Origin of the sequence: Fulvivirga sp., from assembly GCF_040220315.1 — a bacterium.
In the GTDB taxonomy this organism is placed as follows: domain Bacteria; phylum Bacteroidota; class Bacteroidia; order Cytophagales; family Cyclobacteriaceae; genus Fulvivirga.
In genome coordinates this window covers 1-1,698 of record NZ_JAVJUY010000021.1, presented here as the reverse complement: position 1 = coordinate 1,698, position 1,698 = coordinate 1, and the positions used below count along the sequence as shown (strand labels likewise).

Annotated in this window: 2 protein-coding genes; both read right to left on the bottom strand. The window is 33.6% G+C overall.

Going from position 1 to position 1,698, the window contains the following annotated elements; genetic code table 11:
* Positions 1-172 precede the first annotated feature (172 nt).
* Positions 173-361, bottom strand: a complete 189-nt coding sequence (locus RLO81_RS00795; RefSeq protein WP_350105815.1) for a hypothetical protein — start codon at positions 359-361, stop codon at positions 173-175.
* Positions 362-953: 592 nt separating this feature from the next.
* The coding region (locus RLO81_RS00790) for a hypothetical protein (protein WP_350105812.1) at positions 954-1,698 on the bottom strand (745 nt) is incomplete at its 5' end.

Below are 1,698 nucleotides of genomic sequence, written 5' to 3'. Positions count from 1 at the left end.
TAGAATCGGTGGCGGAAGGAATTAGCTTTCAGACTTTAGAAAGATTATGTCATTACCTGAGCAATATTCTGGAGTTTATTGATCTAAGATATTTGAGCAACGTCAGATTGTTGAAAGCGGAAAGCCTTCGATTAACTTCGAGATAGGGAGTTGGGGGATCTGGAGATCCTCCTTAGACAAAATTCAAGATAATGATCAGTAATGCCAATCCACCAATCATCCTTTGAATCAATGAGAATTTTTTATCATTATCAACTCTCAGTTGATCTAGTTTCTTTTCAAATTGTGTAGCCCTGATTTCCATAATCGCAATTAAACCACTGGTACATTTTTCACCAGTTTCTTTCTCTAATTTACGCAATTCTGTTTAAAATTGGTTAAAACTAAAATTGTATTTAGCTGGTGACCCAGTGAAAAAATCAAGTGATTATTCCAAAGTGCAACATATTAACGAAGTTTCAATTTGTCCGCCTGTAGCTTGTGTCTTAGCCCAGGTGCAACATTTTGACGAAGTGAAGGTCTGTTCAATGCTAATAAAAAAAAAGCCCCAACTCACAACGAGCTCGGGGCCAGATTAAAGAGGTCCCAGCAAAGAATAGTCTTTTGATACCTCTTTATAAAAATGTTTAAATGATGATGATTTTAATTATTTATTTTGGAATTAACATTACCTTTTTAGCTAACTCGAAACACAGACCCAACTCCCATGAACAATCAAAAAACTGACTCTCGACAAATTTCCGATAGGATGAATTCAATGGCATTTCTATATGGATCGATTGGATTTTTAATCGGGATTTTATTTATGGTGCTGGTTTACAACCTTTGATATCAGATGTCAAAAAAAATAGCCCAGGACTCAAAGAAGTCAAGGGCTAATTAAGAACCAGCTATATTAAGTTTAAAGATAACGCTGAAATTGATAACTTCAAAAGCGTTGTATTTTGAAACCTCTAATGTTCAAGAATCTTTCTAATTTCTTGACTCAGCTTAATCTTTTCAAAATCAACTATTGATTCATTGAATTCATAGCCTAGATTTTGCAAATGACTCTTGAGTTCCTTGCCAGGTAACCAATTCCATATATTATTGTCAATTAAATATTGAGTGAGTTTTGATGTTCGTGACTCTATAGACTGAATGTTATCTATCTCCTTCTCTATCCTCTCAATGTTTTTCCTTAATTTTTCTACCATTGAGGGTGTCTGCTGGTAATCAATTTTAATATTTGATACTTTCTTTAAAAAAGTGCCAAGGAATTGTCTGGATATTACATCATTAGCTTTATGCAAAATTGTTTGAAAGGTTTTCTGATCTAAAACTTTCCCATCTTTTGTCCAACATTCTATTAATTCATCCATCAAATATAGATTTTCGATTTCCCAGAAGTTGAAGTAATACTGATTGCTCTCGGTATGGGGAATATATATGCCTTTTTGATTCGAAAGTAAATCAATAAAATCTTCAAGAGATTTATTTCCTTTTAGGTATTCAACTAAAATTGATTTAATCCAGATGTCTCCGTCTTGAATGCCAATGGATGTTGAATTGGTTGTTTTGAGGATATCTTCAAACACACCAATAAATGATTCATTTTGATTGACATTTCCACTTGTACCAATTGGAATCACATTGGGAGAGTTTTTGCTTTCAAAAAACTTTAAGAAGAAGTCTCGATGTTTAAAGCCCTCCACTCCC